The sequence below is a fragment of the Gordonia sp. (in: high G+C Gram-positive bacteria) genome (assembly GCF_049647785.1).
In the GTDB taxonomy this organism is placed as follows: Bacteria; Actinomycetota; Actinomycetes; order Mycobacteriales; family Mycobacteriaceae; genus Gordonia.
On the sequence record NZ_JBARYI010000096.1, the window covers coordinates 17226 to 38362 of the forward strand.

Sequence of the window (21137 nt, forward strand, 5' to 3'; positions counted from 1 at the left end):
TGACTTCGGCGCGCCGGTTCCGTCCGATTGGACGCAAGCCCAGCGCGCCGAAGTTGAGAAGTGATTCTCTGCGGCCCTATAGGTACTGGCCGGTGTTGGATTCGGTGTCGATGGCTCGGCTGGCACCGGCCGACTTTCCCGTCACCAGGGTCCGGATGTAAACGATCCGCTCCCCCTTCTTTCCCGAGATCCGAGCCCAGTCGTCCGGGTTCGTCGTATTCGGGAGGTCCTCGTTCTCCGAGAACTCGTCTTGGATCGAATCGAGCAGGTGCGCAATCCGCAATCCCGATTGACCGGTATCCAGGAACGCCTTGATCGCGTATTTCTTCGCGCGGTCGACGATGTTCTGAATCATCGCACCCGAGTTGAAGTCCTTGAAGTACATGATTTCCTTGTCACCATTGGCATAGGTGACTTCAAGGAACCGGTTCTCTTCAGACTCGACGTACATCCGCTCCACGACCCGCTGGATCATCCCGTCAACGCACTTTTGCGCGTCGCCATCAAACTCGGCGAGGTCATCGGCGTGCAACGGCAAATCAGCGGTCAGGTACTTGGAGAAAATATCGAGCGCAGCCTCAACGTCCGGGCGTTCAATCTTGATCTTCACGTCGAGACGTCCCGGACGCAGGATGGCGGGGTCGATCATGTCCTCGCGGTTCGAGGCACCAATCACGATCACATTTTCCAAGCCCTCGACACCATCGATCTCGCTCAGCAACTGCGGAACAACGGTCGTCTCGACATCGGATGACACCCCTGAGCCGCGGGTGCGGAAGATCGAATCCATCTCGTCGAAAAAGACGATCACGGGGGTGCCCTCAGACGCCTTCTCGCGAGCACGTTGGAAGATCAGCCGAATGTGCCGTTCGGTTTCGCCGACGAACTTGTTGAGCAGTTCGGGACCTTTGATGTTGAGGAAGTACGACTTAGCCTCGTGCGCGTCGTCACCCTTCACTTCGGCAATCTTTTGCGCGAGCGAGTTCGCGACGGCCTTGGCGATTAGGGTCTTACCGTTTCCGGGCGGACCGTACAGCAACACACCCTTGGGTGGCCGCAGCGAGTATTCGGCGAAAAGTTCCTTGTGGAGGAACGGCAATTCGACGGCGTCACGGATCTGCTCGATCTGTCGACGCAGTCCGCCGATGTCTTCGTAGTCGACATCCGGGACTTCTTCGAGGACCAGATCTTCCACCTCGGCCTTCGGGATTCGCTCAAGCGCGAATCCGGCCTTGGCGTCGATCATCAACGAATCCCCGATGCGGAGTTTGCGTTCGCTTTCGCCGCCCTCGTCTACGTGAACCAACGAATTGGCGAGCGAAACCACGCGTTCCTCATCGGTGTGCCCCATAACGAGGGCGCGCCGACCGTCGGCCAGAACCTCACGCAGTTGGACAATCTCGCCGACTTCGTCGTACTCGAGCGCTTCAACCACGGTAAGTGCCTCGTTGAGACGCAGCGACTGGCCGTGACGAAGCGTCTCACGTTCAATATTCGGCGAAAGGGTCAGACGCATCTTGCGGCCGGACGTAAAGACGTCGACGGTCGCATCATCGAAGATGTGCAGTAGGAGGCCGTAACCGCTGGGCGGTTGCGCGAGGTTATCAACTTCCTCGCGGAGCGCGAGCATCTGCACGCGGGCTTCCTTGAGCATCTCGGTCAGTTTGCTATTGCGAGCGGTCAGGCTTTCGACGCGCTCTTGCATGGACGAGAATTCGACGCTGCTACCGGGTGAACGATCTGACCCTGTTGATCGATTTGACTCGGACATCGTGCCTCCTTTTACCGGAATTAACTTCCACGCTACCCGCGGGTGGGACGCCTGGAGACGCGAAGCGTTTCGGTACCGTCGGCGAGTCGTCGGGCGGTGATCAAAAACGCGGTGTGACCCTGCATCCGATGCTCCGGCCGTACCGCCAATCCGACGGCGCTCCAATCGCGCACCAGCGATTCCCAGGCGCGGGGTTCGGTCCAGCATTGCTGCTCGCGCAACGCTTCGATGACCCGCGACAACTGGGTCACGGTTGCGACGTAAATAGTCAGGACGCCGCCGGGAACCAGCGTCTTAGAAGCGACGTCGAGGCACTCCCAGGGTGCCACCATGTCGAGAATGATCCGATCGAACTGCTCTTCCGGGTTGTGGTCGGCAAGGTCAGCGACCCGCAATGTCCAGTTTTCGGGCGAACCACCGAGGAATGTTTCCACGTTGCGGACGGCATGCTCGGCATGATCATCACGCACCTCGTACGACGTCACCGAACCGTTGACACCGACCGCGCGCAACAGCGACAACGTGAGGGCCCCGGACCCGGCACCGGCTTCGAGAACGCGAGCCCCCGGGAAGATATCTCCCTCGGACACGATCTGCGCGGAATCCTTTGGGTAGATCACCTGCGCGCCACGCGGCATCGACACCACGTAGTCCGTGAGAAGCGGTCGGAGCGCCAGATACTGGGTGCCGGAAACGGCCTTGACGATGGAGCCTTCGTGGGCGCCGATGAGGTCGTCGTGCAGGATGCCGCCGCGGTGCGTATGGAACTCTTTGCCCTCTTCCAGGACGACGGTGAACTTACGTCCCTTGGAGTCGGTGAGCTGGACGCGGTCGCCTACGGCGAAAGGGCCGGTTGTCGCCATCGTGGGGTGGTCCTCCTGATTGGATCGCCACTGTGCCTGCGCCGTGGCCTTGCTTGACTTGTACAGCAGCTCGGGGCGCCAAAGGTGACGCCCGAAATCTGCTCAAACAACCTTGTCATAGAGTGCCCACATGGACATTAGCGAGGTGCCCTACACCTGTTATTACGAACCGTTGCCCGTTCCCGAAGGCCAACCTTCCAGTACTGAAGCTGGCGCGGCTTACGAGTATTTCCAGCCGACGAAGGCGACCGCCAGCGTGTGGTCTGCAGATATGCAGCACGGTGCACCCCCGGCAGCGCTGATGATCCGGGCACTCGAGCGTGCAGTTCCCGATGACGGCCAGGAGTTCACCCGAGTCACCACCGAGATCCTCGGACCGATCGGCCTCGGCGTTAACCGTGTCAGCACCAGCATGCCGCGCCCGGGGCGGCGAATCTCGATGGTGCAGGCCGACCTTGAGGCACAGGGTCCCGACGGCTCGTTCCGCGTCGTCGCCCGAACGGTCGCTTGGCGGCTGCAGACCTCAGATACCGCGGCGGTGGTGAATGCACCTCACGATCGGTTGCCAGCCTCGCCTGATGACCTCCCCCAGATCATCGGCTTCCCGGAAGTGGACGACGCCGGCATTCCGGTCGCATGGGGCCGTATTGGCTTCATCGGGACCACGATCACGGCACGTCAACCGGGCCGCAATGGGAAAACCTCGGCCCTGTGGATCCGGGCCGCTATTCCGTTGGTTCTCGGCGAAGAGATGACGAACCTGGAAGCGATGTTCGCGGTCCTTGACGTTGCCAATGGGGTTGGTACCGCGCTGCAACCGAACGAGTGGTCGTGGATGAATATGGATACCACCGTGCACCTGACAGGCCAACCGACCTCCCCCTGGCTGGGGATTGACTCCGACCTGGTGATCGGTGCTCGCGGCTATGGTGCCAGCTTTGCTGACCTCTACGACGTCACTGGCTTCTTGGGGCGGTCGGCGCAGTCGGACATGATCGCAGCCCAGGGTTAATTGAATAGCCCAGGGTTAAATAGGGTCTTGAAACAGCGCAGGCCTACCTCGAATCGAGGTAGGCCTGCGCTGTTTGCTGAGGTTGGCGGCTAGAACCGGCAGGATCGGATGTCGGAGGCCAGGATGGCGCGTGCACCAATGTCAGACAGGTCGTCCATCAGCGCCTGGTGCGTCTTCCGCGGAACCATGGCGCGCACGGCGATCCAATTGGGATCGGCCATCGCCGAGATGGTGGGCGACTCCAAGCCGGGCGTCATGGTGACGGCGAGGTCGAGTTTGTCCTTCGGGCAGTCGTAATCGACCATCACGTACTGCTGACCAAACACGACACCCTGCACACGCTTGATGAACTGCCTCGCAGCCTTCGACGGGACTTCGTTCTCCGGGTTGCGGACCAGTACGGCCTCCGACTGGCACAGCGACTCACCAAACGCGGTGAGGTCGTGCAGACGCAGGGTGCGGCCCGACCCCACCACATCGGCGATCGCATCGGCGACGCCGAGGTGGATCGAGATTTCGACAGCGCCGTCGAGGCGAATAATCTCCGCGTCAATACCGCGCGCGGCAAGGTCCGCGCGCACCAGATTGGGGTACGACGTGGCGATTCGCTTGCCTGCGAGGTCCTCAATCTTCCACTCCTGACCCGACGGTGCCGCGTAGCGGAACGTCGACGAACCGAAGCCGAGCGCGACCTCCTCGATGACGTTGGAGCCGGAATCGGCGGCCAGGTCCCGGCCGGTGATCCCGAGGTCCAAGGTTCCCGCGCCGACATAGATCGCGACGTCCTTGGGGCGGAGGAAATAGAATTCGACGTCGTTTTCGACGTCGATCACGTTGAGGTCCTTGGGGTCGGAACGCTTGCGGTAGCCCGCCTCCGTCAGGATTGCGGAGGCGGCCTCAGACAGGGCGCCCTTGTTGGGGACTGCGACACGCAACATGGAAAGAAGCTCCTAGCGGAAGTTAATTTGCTCAGCGGGTGAGCTTGGTGAATCGGACTGACAGACGGTCGGTGCGCGTACTACAGGTAGCGGTAGATGTCGGCAGGCTTGAGGCCGCGTTTGATCATCATGACCTGCAGCCAGTACACGAGCTGCGAGATTTCTTCCGACAGCGACTCGTCCGACTCATGCTCGGCCGCCAGCCAAACTTCGCCGGCCTCCTCGATGATTTTCTTCCCGAGCGTATGGATTCCCGCATCCAGGGCGGCAACGGTACCGCTGCCTTCGGGGCGGGTCTGTGCCTTGTCTGCCAGCTCAGCGAAGAGTTCGTCGAAGGTTTTCACATCCTACATTTTTGCATGTCGGGACAATCCCCGCCCGTTCGGGATGGTTCAGCCCCGTAAACACACCTAGCGCGGTCAGCCGGACGAGCCTGCGGCCGCCAGATCGTCGAGGGTCAACCCGACCAAGGTGTCGCGGAAGGTGTAGGTCGGCTTCGGTGGGACGGGGATCGCCGACGGCACGATGATTGCGCGAACCCCTGCGGCGTAGGTGGCCGCAGCGCCGACGGGAGAATCCTCAACTGCCAGGCATTCCCGCGGTGACCGCCCAACCAGCTCGGCCGCCCGACGATAGATGTGGGGTTCCGGTTTTCCGGCTTCCACTTCGTCGCCGCAGACGGTCGCGACAAACCGGTCCCGACCCAAGGTTTCCAGCATCACATCTGCCAGGTCGCGAATGGTGTTGGTCACGAGAACCATCGGAATATCAGCGTCGGCAACGAGATCGAGAGCGGCCAAAGCACCGGGCCGCCACCGGAGGTCGGTGGCAAAGATTTCCAGTACTCGCTGAACCATCCAGGCTTCGTCGCCGTCGAAATCGCGGCCCGACTCGGGAATCAGTGCGGCGTCATACACCTTGGTCAAGGCGTCGACGGAACTGTTTCCCATCGTGGCGATCCGAAGTTCCGGCGTCAGCGTGATGCCGACCCGTTCGGCGAAGTCTTCCATCGCGAGTCCCCAGAGGGGTTCGGTGTCGAGGAGCGTTCCATCCATGTCCCACAGCACAGCCCGGGGAAGGGCGAGGTCATCGGTCACGACCCCACCCTATCCACGAACGCTGGCTTATGTCTGGGTGCCTACGTGTTGAAGTACTTGGCTTCCGGGTGGTGCAGCACAAAGGCATCTGTCGACTGTTCGGGATGTAGCTGCAACTCCTCGGACAGTTCGACGCCAATGCGGCCCGGCTCCAACAGGTCGATCATCTTGGCGCGGTCCTCAAGGTCCGGGCAGGCACCGTAGCCGAAGCTGTAGCGCGCACCGCGGTATTCCAGATCAAAGAAGCCCTGCGGCTGATCTGGGTCGTCATCGGCTGCTACCCCGCCACCGGAGAACGCCAACTCGCTCCGAACCCGCTGGTGCCAGTATTCGGCGAGGGCTTCGGTCAACTGGACACCGATGCCATGGACTTCGAGGTAGTCGCGGTACGCGTTCGCCGCGAATAGTTCGTTCGCGAAGTCCGCGATCGGCGTTCCCATAGTCACCAACTGGAACGGCATCACGTCGACATTTCCGTCGGCGATCGCCTGCTCCCGCGACTTGATGAAGTCGGCGATGCACAGGAAGCGCGACCGCTGCTGACGGGGGAAAGTGAAGCTGTGTCGGACCGGCGATGACGGATCCGGCGATTCCAACACGTGGACGGTATCGCCTTCGCTGACGGCCGGGAAGTACCCGTAGACGACGGCGGCGTGCGCCAGGATGCCTTCCGTCGACAGACGGTCGATCCATTCGCGCAGCCGAGGGCGGCCTTCCGTTTCGACGAGCTCGTCGTAGTCCGGCCCGGAGTCGCCGCGCGTACCGCGCAAACCCCATTGGCCCAGGAACAATGCCCGCTCGTCGACCATCTTGAGGTAGTCGCTGACCGGGATGCCCTTGACGATGCGTGTGCCCCAGAACGGTGGGGTCGGCACCTCGTTGTCTGTTGCTACATCCGAGCGGGCCGGCACGTCGACCGGGACCTCGGCAGCCTTGCGCTTGGCGGCGATGCGAGCAGAACGTTCCCGGCGCTCGCGGCGTTCGGCGACCTTCGCGGCGGCGGCCTTGGCTTCGTCACTGTCTGGGTCTGGGCCTTCGCCGCGCTTGATCGCCATAATTTCGTCCATCAGACTCAAGCCCTCGAAGGCGTCGCGAGCGTAGCGGACATCGCCTTCGTAAACATCGGCGAGGTCACCCTCGACGTACGTGCGGGTCAGGGCCGCACCACCGAGCAGAACCGGGTACTCGCTCTTGCCCTGAGCGTTGAGTTCTTCAAGGTTTTCCTTCATCACGACGGTCGACTTCACCAGCAGACCCGACATGCCGAGCACGTCGGCTCCGTGCTCTTCAGCGGCGGACAGGATGGTCGCGATGGGCTGCTTGATACCGATATTGACGACGTCGTAGCCGTTGTTGCTGAGGATGATGTCGACAAGGTTCTTGCCGATGTCGTGGACGTCGCCCTTCACGGTGGCGAGGACAATTTTGCCCTTACCCGCGTCGTCGGAGGCTTCCATGAACTGCTCGAGGTGCGCCACCGAGGCCTTCATCACTTCTGCCGACTGCAGCACGAACGGCAGCTGCATTTGGCCAGAGCCAAACAGCACGCCGACGGTCTTCATGCCCGAGAGCAATGTGTCGTTGATGATCGACAGCGGCGGTACGGTCTGACGGGCCTCGTCCAAGTCCTCAATGAGGCCATTGCGCTCACCGTCGACGATCCGACGCTCAAGCCGCTCAAACAGCGGCAGCGCGGCGAGTTCGGCGGCGCGGGTTTCGCGTGCCGATGCCGCGGACACGCCCTCGAAGAGCTCCATCAACTTCTGGAGCGGATCGTAGCCCTCCGACCGCCGGTTGTAGACGAGGTCGAGGGCGGTCTGCCGCTGCTCGTCGGGGATGCGGGCCATCGGCAGGATCTTCGACGCGTGCACGATTGCCGTATCGAGGCCAGCCTTGACGCACTCGTGCAGGAACACGGAGTTGAGCACTTGGCGGGCGGCTGGGTTGAGGCCGAACGAAATGTTCGAAATACCCAGCGTGAAGTGAATCGCCGGGTGCGCTTCCTTCAACCTGCGGATGGCGTCGATGGTTTCGATGCCATCGCGGCGGACTTCTTCTTGGCCGGTCGAGATGGGGAAGGTCAGGGCATCGATGATGATGTCCTCCTCTTCCAGACCCCAGTTTGTGGTGAGGTCGGCGATGAGGCGTTCGGCGATCGCGACCTTGTGATCGGCGGTGCGTGCCTGGCCCTGCTCGTCAATGGTCAGCGCGACGACGGCAGCGCCGTGTTCGACGACGTGCTCCATGATGCGGGTGAACCGTGAATTGGGCCCGTCGCCGTCTTCGTAGTTGACCGAGTTGACGGCACAGCGACCACCGAGGTGCTCCAAGCCAGCCTTGATGACGTCTGGTTCGGTGGAGTCGATCATGATCGGCAACGTCGAAGCGGTCGCGAAGCGCGAGGCCAGTTCGGTCATGTCGGCGGCACCGTCGCGACCCACGTAGTCAACGTTGAGGTCGAGCATGTGGGCACCGTCGCGAGTCTGGTCCTTCGCGATCTCATTGCACTTGTGGTAGTCGCCAGCAATCATCGCCTCGCGGAAAGCCTTCGAGCCATTCGAGTTCGTTCGCTCGGCGATCACCAGGAAGCTGGCGTCCTGGTCGAACGGGACGGCGGTGTACAGCGACGACGTCTCCGACTCGTGTTCCGGGGTGCGCACCGCAGGCGTGACCTGCTTGACGGCTTCGGCCACCTGGCGGATGTGTTCGGGTGTGCTGCCACAACAGCCACCGACAAACTGCAGCCCGTAATCGCGGACAAAGCCAGCCAGCGAAGTGGCCATCTCTTCCGGCGTCAACGGGTACTCGGCGCCGTTCTTACCCAAGACTGGTAGACCAGCGTTTGGCATCACGGACACGGGGATGCGGGCACGCTTGGACAGGTAACGAAGGTGCTCACTCATTTCCGTGGGACCGGTTGCGCAGTTGAGGCCGACCACGTCGACGCCGAGCGGTTCGATCGCTGCCAGTGCCGCGCCGATCTCCGAGCCAACGAGCATGGTGCCGGTGGTTTCGACGGTCACGTGCGTGATGATCGGCAGGTGTCGGCCGAACTGCTCCATGGCCCGGCGGGCCGCGATGACAGCGGCCTTCAACTGCAGGAGGTCCTGCGAGGTTTCGATGAGAATGCCGTCTGCCCCACCCTCCAACATGCCAAGGACACATTCGATGTAGGCGTCGCGGATGACCGCAAAAGTGGTGTGACCCAAGCTCGGCAGTTTGGTACCGGGACCCACCGAGCCGAGAACGAACCGGTCGGTGCCGTCGGCGGACTTGCCGAACTCATCGGCAACACCTCGAGCAATTGAGGTGCCCTTGAAGGCGAGTTCGCGGATGCGGTCGGCAATGTCGTAATCGCCGAGGTTGGAAATATTGCAGCCGAAAGTGTTGGTTTCGACGGCGTCGGCGCCAGCTTCGAAGTAGGCGCGGTGGATACCTGCGAGGACGTCGGGACGCGAGTCGTTCAGGATCTCGTTGCAACCCTCAAGGTTCTGGAAATCGTCGAGCGTCAAGTTGGCATCTTGGATCATCGTGCCCATCGCACCGTCGCCAATCAGCACTCGTTGCGACATCGCCTGCAGGAAGGTCGAGTCGTAGGTGTTAATTGAAGAAGATTGCGATGCCATGCCCACCAGGTTAGTTCGCGGCGAAATGCTCCTCGCCGTAGGCTCGATGGAATGAACGCCAATCCCGACGAAAATCCGGCTGAACAGCATAGTTCGGTAGGTCGGAAGCCTGTGCCGATTTTGCGCAGCCCGGTTTTAATCGCCGCCTTTGCCGGTTGGAACGACGGCGCGGATGCTGCGAGCACGGCCGTCGAGCATTTGGCGTTGGAATGGGATGCGTCGACGATTGAGGAAATTGACCCCGACGAGTTCTACGACTACCAATCCACCCGCCCGACGATTCGACAGAAAGGCGGCGTGACCCGGCGAATCGAATGGCCGGTAACGAGCATCTCGACATGCGTTGTGGAAGGTGCTGAACGCGATGTGGTGCTGGTGCTGGGCCCGGAGCCGAACTACCGGTGGCGGACCTACTGTGCGCGCATCGTTGACCTGGCGCAGTCGTTGAACGTGGAGACCGCGATTACCTTGGGCGCGCTCCTGGCCGATACTCCGCACACTCGACCGGTATCTGTTTCCGGGACAGCAGAATCCGCGGACGTGGCTAAGCGACTCGGGTTGTCTTCGAGCAAGTATGAGGGCCCGACCGGTATTACGGGTGTGCTGGCGGATGCGTTCGTGCAGGCGGGCATTCCATCGGTGTCGCTGTGGGCGGCCGTCCCCCACTACGTAGCGCACACCCCGAACCCGAAGGCCACGCTCGCGCTCCTCAACACGATCTCCTCGATCACCGGGCTTCCGATTCCGGTCGGGACGCTCCCCGCTCGCGCAGACGAATGGGAAAGCGCGATCAGCGAGATGACCTCGGACGACGAAGACATGGCAGCCTACGTTCACGAACTCGAGGAGGCCTCGGATGAAGACCTCAACGACGCCATGCTGCGCATCGACGGCGAGGAACTAGCTGCCGAGTTCGAGAAGTACCTGCGCCGCGGCGGCGACGGAACCTCATAGGCCTGCAAAACGGGCCTAACCGATACGCTCGATCTCCACGACCGGTGTGGTGACGCGCCAAGTTCGGACATCGGGTTCGTCGGCGGCGTGGACCCAGAATTGCGCGGGACCGCCCACTCGGCATTCCTTGACTCCGAGAAGCGGAATGTCCTGTGAATCCCGGCGCAACTCACTGACCTCCCAGCGATGGTCGTCTGAGCGTCCAACGCCGGGGGCGCGGAGCAGGGTCATTGCATCGAAATCGAGAAGGTACGTAGAGGTCTGCGTGATGACCGTCCAGACACCTTCATCGGTGTCGGCGGGGATCGCCTGAACTCGTGCCACGGGCGAAAGCTTAGCTGACAGGGGCAATGTCGACGCCGAGAAGGGCATCCACTGCGGCAATGATCACTTGTGGAGCCGTTGCCGACGAGCCAATACCCAAAATCGCATCCGCCGCCCACGCATCAACCGCAGCCAGCGCCTTCGGAGTGTCCAGGTCATCGGAGAGGTGCTGACGCAAACGCGCCACCGTATCGGCGGCATCGGGCCCGCTCGTGCTCTTCGCGGCACGGCGCCAAATGGCCAGCCGGCGCTCCCCCTCAACCAAGACCGGATCGGTCCACATGCGGTCGGCGCGATAGTGCTGTGAAAGGAGCCCCAACCGCACGGCATTTGGATCGACGCCAGCAGCACGAAGCTTCGACACCAGCACCAGGTTGCCAAGGCTTTTCGACATCTTTTCTCCGTCGAGGCCAATCATGCCGGTGTGCACGTAGTGGCGAGCGAACCGTCGCTCCCCTGTCAATGCCTCGGCGTGCGCCGCAGAGAACTCGTGATGCGGGAAGATCAGGTCGCTGCCGCCACCCTGGACGTCGAAAGCCATGCCCAACCGGTTGAGCGCGATAGCCGAACACTCAATGTGCCAACCGGGACGGCCCGGACCCATCGGTGAATCCCACGACGGTTCCCCATCGCGAGCTGCCCGCCACAGGAGCGCGTCGAGCTTGTTGCGCTTACCCGGGCGGTCGGGGTCGCCGCCGCGCTCAGCAAAAAACTTCGCCATGGTCTCGGCGTCGTAACCGGACTCGTATCCGAACTGGGTGGTGGCATCCACGCTGAAGTAGACATCGGGGAACTGCGCGTCGTCGACGACATATGCCGAGCCGTTGGCAAGGAGCTTGCCGACGGCTTCGACGACTTCGTCGATCGACTCCACAGCACCGATGTAGTCTCGCGGCGCCAAAACACGCAGTGCCGTCATGTCTTCGCGGAACAGGTCCGTTTCACGGGCCCCGAGATCACGCCAGTCGATGCCGTCACGAGTGGCGCGCTCGAACAGGGGGTCGTCGACATCGGTGATGTTCTGGACGTAGTGGACATCGTGCCCGTTGTCGCGGAAGACCCGATTGATCAGGTCAAAAGTCACGTAGGTTGCCGCGTGCCCGAGGTGGGTGGCGTCGTACGGGGTAATCCCGCAGACGTACATGGTCGCGACGTCGCCGGGACTCACCGGCTTCACGGCCTCATCGGACGTGTCGTAGAGACGGATCGGGACAGCTGGGCCCGGGACGGACGGAATCGAAGGCGACGGCCACGAATGCATGGACTCAACTGTAGGTGCCGCACCCGCCAGCGTGCCCGCCCGGGTTAGAACGGTGGCCAGGGAATCGCCCGATTCCCTGGCGGCAAGGGCATCACACCGTCGTCACCGAGCACCTTTGCCCGACGACTCAAGGCCGCGATCTCGTCGCCGGAGATCAACTCCGACAATCGTTGGTGGATTTCGCTGGTGTCGTCATCGAGTTCGCCGGCGAGGCGACGAAGGTCGGCTGCCTCGGCGGTGGGAACGCGTTGACCGGCCCACCCCCAAAGGATGGTTCGCAATTTGTTCTCGCGATGCAGGCAGATTCCGTGGTCGATGCCATAGAGGCGACCGTCATCGGCGGTCAGGATGTGACCGCCCTTCCGGTCGGCGTTGTTGAGGACGGCATCGAGCACCGCGAGACGCCGCAAGTCGTCGCTGTCCCGATGAACCAGCAGGACTTCGTCGCCGCGGTGGTCGTAGGCCGACAGGACGCCGCAATAGCCTGCAGGCACCGTGTTTCCAGGAACCACGTCAACGGTGTCGAGCGTCTCGTCGGAACTTTCGGGCTCGTGGATCCACCGCTGCACCATGCCGGGCCCGAGGTCGACATCGGCGGGCCCCTCGGGGCGCATCGCTGTTTCTGGGATTAGCTGCCAGCCGAGCGCTTCGCTGACCAGATACGATGCGACTTCCCTCCCGGCGAGAGTGCCCTCGGGGAAATCCCACAGCGGCTCTTCGCCCCTGATTGGCTTATAGACGCAACGCATGGTGGTGTCGCCGTCCGAGACGTCACAGGCCACCGTCAGGTTGCTGGCTGTACTGATGCGGCCCAATACCGTGAGTTCACCGCTGGTCAGCAGGTTGAGGATTGGGACGCTCAACGGTCCTGATCATTCGGATCGTCGGACTCGTCGTCGGGCACCTCGTCGTCGAGCATCCCGTCTTCCAGGTCGTCGTCGTCAACCATGAACGAGGCATCGAATCCGGGGACCAGTCGGCTCAGGCTGGCGAGCACTTCCGGGTCCACAAACTCCACCGACCGGCTGAACTCGGCATCGCGCTTGTACCCGTTGCTGCGCGCGCAGATATGACCCGACGGGTCGAGCGGCTGACTGCACAGCGGACACAGTGGACGTCCTGCGGCCACCACGCGCATGGTGCGCGCACTGAACTCTCGGGCCTCTTCGGCATTTAGGAACACTCGGACCGTATCGGGGCCCTCCTCCGTGTCGTCGAGGATCACCGACTCATCAAGCGGTTGCTCCGTTGCCGCAAGTAGTTCAACAACCACGGCCGCAGCATCGGCGTCCCATCCCAATCCCATTGAGCCAACACGAAATTCGACGTCAATCGGGCTCTCCAGCGGTGACAAATCGTCGACAGCTGTCGGTTCCGGAGGAATGTTGGTGCCGAAGCGGCGACGGACCTCGTCCAGGAGATAGCCGAGCCGATCAGCGAGGATGAGGACCTGTTGCTTTTCCAACTCGACGCTCATCAGTCGCGAATCCTGCGAAACTTGCAGGAAGAAGGTCCGATCGCCGGGCTGGCCGACGGTGCCGGCGACAAAGCGGCGGGGACTTCGAAATTCGTGGATCGTACGGGCCATAGTTCAACGGTACCTGCCGTCGTGGCCAGTCACTGCCCGGTCGAGCCGCCGACGGTCGCGCCCGACTGTTTCGTCGGACGCGGGAGGTTGAGGACGCCTCCGTTGTTGACCGTGTGGACATACGGTCGCGACGGCGAATACTGGATGACGCTGATCGAGCCCGGATCTACCACGATCCGTTGGAACTGGTCGAGATGCATCCCGAGGGCGTCGGCGAGCACCGACTTGATGACGTCGCCGTGCGAACATGCCAGCCACACGCCATTTCCGTCGGGTCCGCCGTGGATGCGATCAAGTGCCCGGATCGCCGTGGTGGCCCGACGCGACACGTCGAGTAAGCCCTCACCGCCCGGGAACACGGCCGCCGACGGTTGCTGTTGCACCACTTTCCAGAGCGGCTCTTTGAGGAGGTCGACGATCTTACGGTTGCTCCATTCGCCGTAGTCGACCTCTTCCAGGCCCGGTTCTGTGACACACGTGAGGTCCGGGCGCACTGCGACAAGGGGCTCGAGCGTTTCACCGCATCGCTGCAGCGGCGAACGCACGATCGCGGTCAGGTCTTCGACAACTGACTCAAGGCGCCGAGGAAGGTCTTCTGCCTGGTTTCGGCCTCGGTCATCGAGTCCGACACCCGGGGTACGACCTGCCAGCAAACCCGAAGTGTTGGCCGTCGAACGTCCGTGCCGGACCAGAATCACCGTCATAGAAGACAGGTTACTTCCCTGTCGCCCCCAGTTAGGAAGTGATGACGCCGGTCGACAGGAGGGCAATCACCAGTAGACCCAGGGCGATTCGGTAGCCAGCGAACCAGTCCATCGAGTGGTGCGAGACAAACTTGAGCAGCCAAGCGATCGAGATGTACCCGAGAACAAAGGCAATGATCGTGGCAACCAGGATCTGCGGCCCGCTGGCCGCCAGTCCCTCACCCGCCGGTTCGAAAACGTCCTTCAAGCTGAACAGCCCGGAAGCAAGGACAGCCGGAATGGCAATCAGGAACGAGAACCGGAAGGCTGCTTCTCGCTGCAACCCGACAAACAGACCGGCGCTCGCGGTGGCACCGGACCGAGACACTCCCGGAATCAATGCCAGACATTGGGCCGCACCCATGATGAGCGCGTCGCGCCCGGTGATCTTGTCGAGCGGTCGGGCCTGTGTCGCGTACTTCTCGGCGGCTACGAACACGAAGGAGAACAGGATCAGCATGATGGCAACCAGCCACAGGTTGCGGCCCATGGTCCGGATTTCGTCCTTGAAGACGAACCCGAGAACACCAATGGGGATGGTGGCGAGAATCACGTACCAACCAACGCGGTAGTCGAGACCGCGCTTGGTTTCATCACGCAATCCGGCGAACCAGGCCGCGATGATGCGGCCGATGTCTTTCGCGAAGTACAGGAGCACCGCGAGTTCGGTTCCCAGCTGCGTGACCGCGGTAAATGACGCTCCGGCGTCGGTACCAAACCAAATCTCGGAAATGATGCGCATATGCGCCGAGGACGAGATTGGTAGGAATTCAGTTAGCCCCTGGACTGCACCCAGCACTATCGCCTGCAGCCACGTCATCGTCTCCATCACGAGCGATGATGCTACCCATCGGCACGGTCACATATGACCATCGCGCAAGATGGTGTCATGCGCGCGCGAACCAGAATCTCCGCCCTAGTCGTGGCTGTGGCCACTGTCTCCGCCCTCACGGCCTGCAGTCAGTCCGACGAAGGCCCCAAAGAGAATGTGCCGACTGTCACTCCCGCAACGGCAGCTCAGTCTCCTGCCAGCCAGGAAGCGACCGCAGGCACGGTGACGCCTACGGTTCCCGCGAAATCAGTCGTCGTGGCCCACGCACCGGGATCACAGGTTGCGGTGCTGTCGAATGACGGCAAATCTATGCAAATCTTCAGTTCTCCCGGTGGTCCCTCGGCGCTGCCGCCGAAAGTCGTGCAGGTTCCCGGCCTCGTCGACTTGGTGGCCTCCGGTGAAGGTTTCGTTGGCGTCAGCCCCACCGGCGTAGTCCGCGTTAACACCGCGGGCGTGGTGACCGAGCAGCAGGCCAACCTCGCTGGTGCGTCGGCGGTCGCCGTGGACACCAAGAATCGAGTTCTCGTCGGGACCGACCGCGGGCACGTGCTCGTGCTCGACGAGGCAGGTAAACAACTCAAAGACATTGGCGGTTTCGTCCGCGTCGACAACATCACCGTCGCTCCGGCATCCGCGGGCGAACTGGCAGGTCAGGTGGTGGTCCTCGATCGCGCACAGTCCGCTGTCGCACCCGTCGATATCGACACCGGCGAACTGAAGGCGGCGCTGCGTGCTGGCGACGGTGCCACCGAGTCCACCGTTGATGATTACGGCCGCGTGCTCGTCTCGGGCACGCGTAACAACCAGGTCCTCGCGTTTTACGGGCAGCCCATCATGATGCGGTTGCGTGCGCCTGTCGCCGAGAGCCCGTATGCACTGGCCTTCGACAACCAGCGCAAGCTGCTCTGGGTATCCACGACCGCGAACAACGAAGTCACCGCTTACGACCTATCAACCGGTGAAGCCATCGAGAAGCACCGATTCGCCAGCGTCCCGCAGGTCACCTCGATCGACGTCGACCCGGCAAGCGGCAACCTGCTTCTGGTCTCCGGCCGCGACGGTGCGCTGCAGGTGGTCACGCCCGATAACGTGAAATAGCCTTCACCCTTACCCTCCAGATCCCTGACTTCGAGGTTGAACCCCATGCTGAGCATGCTGAACCGGTTCCTGTATCCGCCGTTGCTGAAACTGATGTTTCTGCTCAAGCCCGAGCAGATCCATCACCTCATGAGCGCCTTAATTTCCCGGTCCGGGACGTTCCCGGGCGTGCGGTCGTTGTTGGCAAGAATGTTTGCGGTTGACGACACGGTCCTACGCAACGAGGTGTTCGGCGTCGAGTTCCCTGCACCGATCGGCTTGGCTGCGGGCTTCGACAAGACGGCCTCGAGCGTTAATGCTTGGGGCCAGTTGGGTTTCGGGTTCGCCGAAGTCGGCACGATTACCGGTCAGTCGCAACCTGGTAACCCGGCTCCCCGACTGTTTCGGCTGCCCGCAGATCGCGCCCTGATCAATCGGATGGGATTCAACAATCCCGGTGCCGAAGCAGCCGCAGTGAAGTTGGCTCAACGACGACCCGGGCCGGTCCGGGTGCCGATCGCGGCGAACATCGGCAAAACGAAGGTCGTCCCCGTCGAGGATGCCGCCGACGACTACCGGCTCAGCGCCCGACTGCTGAGTCCGTTCGCGGACTTCGTAGTCGTGAACGTCAGTTCGCCCAACACCCCCGGGCTACGCGACCTACAGGCGGTCGATTCGCTGCGCCCGATCCTGGCGACGGTTCTTGAAGTGGTCGATAAACCAGTGCTCGTCAAGATTGCTCCCGACCTTTCCGACGAGGACGTCGATGCCGTCGCAGACTTGGCCCTGGAACTGGGTTTGGCCGGCATTGTCGCAACCAACACAACAATCCGTCGCGACGGCCTCGCCACGCCAAACGCCGAGGTGGAAGCAATGGGGGCCGGCGGCCTGTCCGGCCCACCGGTCGCCGACCGCTCCCTGGAGGTCCTGAAGCGACTCTATGCCCGCGTTGGCGGCAGGCTGTCGCTCATCAGCGTCGGCGGAATCGAGACCGTCGATCAGGCGTGGGAGCGGATTCGTGCCGGTGCTGACCTGCTGCAGGTGTACACCGGCTTTATTTACGGCGGCCCGGTGTGGCTGAAGGAACTCAATGTGGGGATCGCTGAGCGTGTCCGCGCGGCCGGGTTCTCCTCAATCGGTGAGGCCGTTGGCTCCGGCAATTAACTGGCCATAGCACTGGCCATAGCAAAAGCAAGCGTCCCCGTGAGGAATCTCGCGGGGACGCTTGCTTGCTGTGGAGGGCGCCTACTCGGACGGCTGCTCGTAGATGCCGGTTAGGACACCGCGGGCGATGGCGCGCGAGAACAGATTGAAACCGAGGAAGCCCGGGGTCGCCGACTCCGGAAGCTCGAGTGATTCCACATCGATGGCATGCACGGCGAACATGTAGCGGTGCGGTCCGTGTCCGGGCGGCGGCGCACAACCGATGTACTGCTTGATACTGCCGTCATTCGCGAGAGTCATCGCACCCGAAGGCAGATCGGGCGAACCCGGAGTCCCGGCACCGGTCGCCAGCGACGTCACCGACGCGGGAATGTCAGCCACGGCCCAATGCCAGAATCCCGAGGCCGTCGGAGCATCGGGATCGAAGCAGGTGACAACGAAACTCTTGGTCTCGGCCGGGAAGCCCGACCAACTCAGTTGCGGCGAAATATCCTCGCCACCCGCACCGAAGATTCCGGACACGTGCGGCATCGCTAACGTATGGCCTTCACTGAAGTCACTAGAGACAACCGTGATTTCCGGCAACGGAGGCAACTCCCCGTACGGGTCGTATTTGGTCACAATCGAATCCTCTCGATAATTCTCACTCGGCAATTCACGTCTGCGCAGCTCGTCAGCAGTGGTGAAGGAAGTGCTCGAAAACCTTGGTACCGAACAAAATCGACTCTACTGGTACCCGCTCGTCGACACCGTGGAACAGCGCGGCAAAGTCCAGTTCCGGCGGCAGTTGCAGCGGTGCGAAACCAAAGCAACGGATGCCCAACTTGGCGAAGGCCTTGGCATCCGTGCCGCCTGACAGCATGTAGGGCACGGCCCGTGCCGCATCGTCGTAGGCGAGCAAAGCATTGTTCATCGCGTCCACCAGGTCGCCGTCGAAACTGGTCTCGTACGCGTCCAGATGGGTGATCCACTCGCGCTTGACCTTTGGTCCGATGAGCTCGTCGATGGTCTTCTCGAACGCGGCCTGCCTACCCGGCAGCACACGGCAGTCGATCACCGCTTCCGCGTGTTGCGGGATCACGTTGGCTTTGTACCCGGCCTCGAGCATTGTCGGGTTGGCGGTATCCCGAAGGGTGGCACCGATGATTCGCGCAAGATTGCCGATCTTGAACAGTGCCGTTTCCAGGTCGGGGGTCTCTGGACTGAAGTCGAGTCCGGTCTCTTCCGATAGCGCCTTCAGGAACTCGCTGACCGATTCGGTCATCACGAGGGGAAACTGATGTGCCCCAATGCGTGCGACGGCCGAGGCGATCTCCGTGACGGCGTTTTCTGCCGCCAGAAACGAGCCGTGGCCCGCCTGGGCATCACAGGTCAGTTTCATCCACGACAGGCCCTTCTCGGCCGTCTCAATCAGGTACAGGCGACGAGCGGTGCCGTCGGGTCGATCCACGGTGAGTGAAAACCCGCCCACTTCGCCCACGGCCTCGGTGACACCCGCAAACAGGTCAGGCCGATGCTGCACGAGCCAATGTGAACCCCACGTGCCACCGGCTTCTTCGTCGGCGAGGAAGGCGAAAACAATGTCCCGTGGTGGGATGGTCCCGTCGCGCTTGAATTGGCGAGCAATGGCGAGCACCATGCCTGCCATGTCTTTCATGTCGACGGCACCGCGGCCCCAGATATAGCCGTCTTGAATGGCACCGGAGAATGGGTGAACACTCCAATCTTCCGCCTCAGCGGGCACCACATCGAGATGGACATGCACCAGCAGTGCACCGCGGTTGCGGTCTGCGCCGTCCAACCGAGCGAAGACGTTCCCGCGCCCAGCCATCCCTGACTCGACGTACTCGGTGGTGTACCCCACCTCCTCGAGTTGCGCTGCAACCCATTTGGCGCAGTCGGCCTCCCCTCTGGTGGTTTCCGGCCGTCCGGTGTTCGACGTGTCGAACTGGATGAGCCGACTAACCAAATCGACAACTTCTGCGGTCGCGCGTAAGCCTGTCACCTCTTCATTCCTAGGCGATTTGGGATACAGGGGCAACCTTGGTTATTGTTATGCGGCACCCAGCAAAGCCGGGTGCCTAACTGAACAACGAGTCCGAGTGGCGGAATGGCAGACGCGCTAGCTTGAGGTGCTAGTGTCCTATTAACGGACGTGGGGGTTCAAGTCCCCCCTCGGACACCTGTGATGAGCCGCGACATTGTTTACCCAATGTCGCGGCTCATTTGTTTTCTGACTTTTCCGTCTTCTGGGGTCGTCGACCGAGTGTCCGAAAGGTCGTTCCGAGTTACAGGCCCGTCGTTCCTGCGTGCCGCAAGATTGCAGGCGAGAAACGGATAGGGTCGAATCCGTGAATCCAGACGAACCGGAAGGTGCCCGCGAGCCGAGAGTTCCCGCTGGGGCGACCAATGCCGATTCAGACTTCCCGGGGGCACGCGTGCTGGTGGGCCTCGGGTTGGTCGCGCTGGCAGCGGGTGCCTTAACCGGTCTCGTTGGCGGGGCATTCCGATGGATGCTGAGTTGGACCGAAGACCGTCGGTCAACGCTCGTCGAGTGGTCCCATTCCAACGGGGCACTCGGCGTGATTGCGGTAATCGGTCTATCGGCCAGCTGCGCGATGATTGCGGTATGGATTGTGCAGCGGGTGCCGTCTGCGGGAGGCAGTGGCATTCAACAGGTCGAGGCCGTCCAGCAGGACGAGGATCGGGCGGCAAATTGGACAGTCGTTCCGGCTCGATTCGTCGGCGGCCTCCTGAGCATGGGCGCGGGCGGCATGGTGCTCGGACGCGAGGGGCCCACGGTGCATATGGGTGCCGCGATCGGTGCCGCCGCAGGGCGTCTTGTCCGGGCGAGCACGGACGAAGTCCGGGTTTTGCAAACGTCCATGGCCGGCGCCGGCCTGGCAGTAGCGTTCAACGCGCCGATCGGCGGCGCGCTATTCACCTTTGAGGAAGTCGCCAAGCAGATTCGGCTGCGTTATGCGGTCTGGACGTTGGCGGCGGTGGCGGCGGCGGTGGTCTGCAGCAGGTGGATCCTGGGCAACCAACCGGACTTTCGAGCCGGTGGCGTCGACAATCCGGCACCCGACCGCCTTTGGGTGTTCCTAGTGTTCGGAATCATCCTGGGCGGGATTGGGGTCCTCTACAGCCGCCTAGTGACGTGGTTCGTTGACGTCTTTCAACGAATGCCGGTCTCTCCGCTCGTGATCGCCGGGGGCGTCGGTGTTGTGATCGGCATTCTCGCGCTGGTGGTTCCGGAGTCAGTCGGCGGTGGTGACGTCGTCGCGCAGGGGCTGCTCGATAGCCAACGTCTGGCACTCTGGACCTTGATCGGCCTCTTAGCACTGCGAATGGTGACCGGTCCCCTGTCGTACGGCACCGGCGCCCCTGGCGGATTGTTCGCCCCGATGCTCGCGCTGGGAGCGCTCTGCGGAGTGATTGGCGGTCGTCTGGTGGAGCTAATCGATCAAACGTACGGCGCGAGCCTCACCCCCGCGCTGGTCATTGTTGGGATGAGCACGCTGTTCGCTTCCGTCGTGCGTGTGCCGCTCACGGCGATCGTGCTGGTCATCGAGATGACAGCCGTGACGACGCTAACGATTCCGATGATTCTCTCCGCGGTAACTGCGGTGGCGACGGCCTCGCTTGCCGGATCCAAACCGGTGTACGACTCGCTGCGCGAGCGGATGCTGCAGGGCTACGCGCTCAATGAGAGTCGACACGCGCAGCCCTGATCGCTATTCGTTAAGCCAGTTCGCTTGATTAGTTAATAGTCAAGCCTCTGGACTAGATGCTGCCGACCGACTGCTGGGTCCCGCGCCCAACTCCGCTGCCCCTTCTCGCATGATGCGTTGATTCCCGCTACACGTCGGACGTGTAGCGGGAAT

Annotated in this window: 19 protein-coding genes and 1 tRNA gene; 6 read left to right on the forward strand and 14 right to left on the reverse strand. The window is 62.3% G+C overall.

Annotation, left to right across the window (positions count from 1 at the left end; all coding sequences use genetic code 11):
• Positions 1-76: 76 nt before the first annotated feature.
• Entirely contained in the window at positions 77-1771 is a 1695-nt protein-coding gene (arc, locus tag WBA38_RS17360; RefSeq protein WP_424297270.1) for a proteasome ATPase, read from the reverse strand.
• 32 nt (positions 1772-1803) lie between these two features.
• Complete coding sequence (locus WBA38_RS17365; RefSeq protein WP_424297272.1) at positions 1804-2634, reverse strand: tRNA (adenine-N1)-methyltransferase; 831 nt, start codon at positions 2632-2634, stop codon at positions 1804-1806.
• A 130-nt stretch (positions 2635-2764) separates the two neighbouring features.
• Between WBA38_RS17365 and WBA38_RS17370 the strand changes: the two genes are divergently transcribed.
• Entirely contained in the window at positions 2765-3646 is an 882-nt protein-coding gene (locus WBA38_RS17370) for a thioesterase family protein (RefSeq protein ID WP_424297274.1), read from the forward strand.
• Positions 3647-3735: 89 nt separating this feature from the next.
• Here WBA38_RS17370 and hisG read toward each other — a convergent pair whose 3' ends face one another.
• From hisG to metH, 4 genes are all read right to left on the reverse strand, one after another.
• Positions 3736-4584, reverse strand: coding sequence for an ATP phosphoribosyltransferase (gene hisG, locus WBA38_RS17375; protein WP_424296683.1), 849 nt, complete (start codon positions 4582-4584; stop codon positions 3736-3738).
• An 80-nt stretch (positions 4585-4664) separates the two neighbouring features.
• A complete protein-coding gene (locus WBA38_RS17380; RefSeq protein ID WP_424296685.1) occupies positions 4665-4928 on the reverse strand; it encodes a phosphoribosyl-ATP diphosphatase in 264 nt (87 codons plus the stop codon).
• 75 nt (positions 4929-5003) lie between these two features.
• A complete protein-coding gene (locus WBA38_RS17385) occupies positions 5004-5681 on the reverse strand; it encodes an HAD family hydrolase (RefSeq protein ID WP_424323192.1) in 678 nt (225 codons plus the stop codon).
• A gap of 41 nt (positions 5682-5722) precedes the next feature.
• The gene (gene metH, locus WBA38_RS17390; protein WP_424296688.1) at positions 5723-9307 is read right to left on the reverse strand and encodes a methionine synthase; all 3585 of its coding nucleotides are present in this window, start codon (positions 9305-9307) and stop codon (positions 5723-5725) included.
• 51 nt (positions 9308-9358) lie between these two features.
• Here metH and WBA38_RS17395 point away from each other — a divergent pair, with 51 nt between their 5' ends.
• On the forward strand, positions 9359-10261 hold the full coding sequence (locus tag WBA38_RS17395) for a PAC2 family protein (RefSeq protein WP_424296690.1): 903 nt from the start codon (positions 9359-9361) through the stop codon (positions 10259-10261).
• Positions 10262-10276: 15 nt separating this feature from the next.
• Here WBA38_RS17395 and WBA38_RS17400 read toward each other — a convergent pair whose 3' ends face one another.
• The 6 genes from WBA38_RS17400 to WBA38_RS17425 are packed head-to-tail and all read right to left on the reverse strand — an operon-like array spanning position 10277 to position 15009.
• Complete coding sequence (locus WBA38_RS17400; RefSeq protein ID WP_424296692.1) at positions 10277-10585, reverse strand: hypothetical protein; 309 nt, start codon at positions 10583-10585, stop codon at positions 10277-10279.
• A 10-nt stretch (positions 10586-10595) separates the two neighbouring features.
• Positions 10596-11846, reverse strand: a complete 1251-nt coding sequence (mshC, locus tag WBA38_RS17405) for a cysteine--1-D-myo-inosityl 2-amino-2-deoxy-alpha-D-glucopyranoside ligase (RefSeq protein WP_424296694.1) — start codon at positions 11844-11846, stop codon at positions 10596-10598.
• Between the two features lie 44 nt (positions 11847-11890).
• Positions 11891-12709, reverse strand: coding sequence for an SCO1664 family protein (locus WBA38_RS17410; protein ID WP_424323193.1), 819 nt, complete (start codon positions 12707-12709; stop codon positions 11891-11893).
• Positions 12706-13434 carry a DUF3090 domain-containing protein gene (locus WBA38_RS17415; protein ID WP_424296698.1) on the reverse strand — a complete coding sequence of 243 codons (729 nt, stop codon included), beginning with the start codon at positions 13432-13434 and terminating at the stop codon, positions 12706-12708. The genes WBA38_RS17410 and WBA38_RS17415 overlap by 4 nt, the downstream gene beginning before the upstream one ends.
• 29 nt (positions 13435-13463) lie before the next feature.
• The gene (locus WBA38_RS17420) at positions 13464-14138 is read right to left on the reverse strand and encodes an MSMEG_4193 family putative phosphomutase (protein ID WP_424296700.1); all 675 of its coding nucleotides are present in this window, start codon (positions 14136-14138) and stop codon (positions 13464-13466) included.
• A 31-nt stretch (positions 14139-14169) separates the two neighbouring features.
• Complete coding sequence (locus WBA38_RS17425; RefSeq protein WP_424296702.1) at positions 14170-15009, reverse strand: undecaprenyl-diphosphate phosphatase; 840 nt, start codon at positions 15007-15009, stop codon at positions 14170-14172.
• Positions 15010-15105: 96 nt separating this feature from the next.
• Here WBA38_RS17425 and WBA38_RS17430 point away from each other — a divergent pair, with 96 nt between their 5' ends.
• Positions 15106-16107, forward strand: a complete 1002-nt coding sequence (locus WBA38_RS17430) for a YncE family protein (RefSeq protein WP_424296704.1) — start codon at positions 15106-15108, stop codon at positions 16105-16107.
• A 45-nt stretch (positions 16108-16152) separates the two neighbouring features.
• Positions 16153-17250 carry a quinone-dependent dihydroorotate dehydrogenase gene (locus WBA38_RS17435; protein WP_424323194.1) on the forward strand — a complete coding sequence of 366 codons (1098 nt, stop codon included), beginning with the start codon at positions 16153-16155 and terminating at the stop codon, positions 17248-17250.
• 81 nt (positions 17251-17331) lie between these two features.
• Here the strand turns inward: WBA38_RS17435 and WBA38_RS17440 are convergent, their stop codons facing one another.
• On the reverse strand, positions 17332-17871 hold the full coding sequence (locus WBA38_RS17440) for a YbhB/YbcL family Raf kinase inhibitor-like protein (protein WP_424297597.1): 540 nt from the start codon (positions 17869-17871) through the stop codon (positions 17332-17334).
• 52 nt (positions 17872-17923) lie between these two features.
• A complete protein-coding gene (locus WBA38_RS17445; RefSeq protein WP_424297595.1) occupies positions 17924-19255 on the reverse strand; it encodes a M20/M25/M40 family metallo-hydrolase in 1332 nt (443 codons plus the stop codon).
• Positions 19256-19346: 91 nt separating this feature from the next.
• On the opposite strand from WBA38_RS17445, the gene WBA38_RS17450 reads away from it, so the two are divergent.
• Together WBA38_RS17450 and WBA38_RS17455 are read left to right on the forward strand one after the other, a co-directional pair.
• A tRNA-Leu gene (locus WBA38_RS17450) sits at positions 19347-19432 on the forward strand.
• A 169-nt stretch (positions 19433-19601) separates the two neighbouring features.
• Complete coding sequence (locus WBA38_RS17455) at positions 19602-20984, forward strand: ClC family H(+)/Cl(-) exchange transporter (RefSeq protein ID WP_424297593.1); 1383 nt, start codon at positions 19602-19604, stop codon at positions 20982-20984.
• The last annotated feature ends 153 nt before the right edge of the window (positions 20985-21137 follow it).